This window comes from Vibrio sp. 10N.261.52.A1 (assembly GCF_002876325.1).
Lineage (GTDB): Bacteria > Pseudomonadota > Gammaproteobacteria > Enterobacterales > Vibrionaceae > Vibrio > Vibrio chagasii.
Map to the genome: position 1 here is coordinate 1 of NZ_MCYD01000581.1, position 429 is coordinate 429.

General features: G+C 44.3%; 1 protein-coding gene. It reads left to right on the forward strand.

Annotated elements, in window-relative coordinates; all coding sequences use genetic code 11:
* Positions 1-155: 155 nt before the first annotated feature.
* Positions 156-429: flagellar hook-basal body complex protein (locus tag BCT81_RS09575; protein WP_133152598.1), on the forward strand; the 274-nt coding region annotated here is incomplete at its 3' end.

The following is a 429-nucleotide window of genomic DNA, read 5'->3' on the forward strand; positions in this document are numbered from 1 at the left end:
GCTTTTAATTAGTTAGATAATTTTCGCTACATTTTCGGCTTTGCCGGTTTTTGGTTTGTATTTTTTAGTTTTGTTTTAAGTAAGATGACGGCTGTCGTTCTCCGTGGTGTTTAAGTCGACGGAGATAGCCTCTTTAGCGTGAAGAGGAAGACATTATGAGTTTTAGTATTGCACTGAGCGGGCTGAATGCCTCGAACTCAGAGCTGAACACCATTTCAAATAACATAGCTAATGTTTCTACGACGGGGTTTAAAGAGTCGAGAACCGAGTTTGCTTCCGTTTACAGCGGCAGTGAGGCGGGTGGTGTTGAAGTGGTCGGGGTTTCGCAAAACTTTGAGAAAAGCGGAACAGTAACAGGAACCGGGCGCTCACTGGATATGGCATTAAGTGGCAATGGCTTCTTCGTGCTTGAAGACAGTAAAGGGCAAA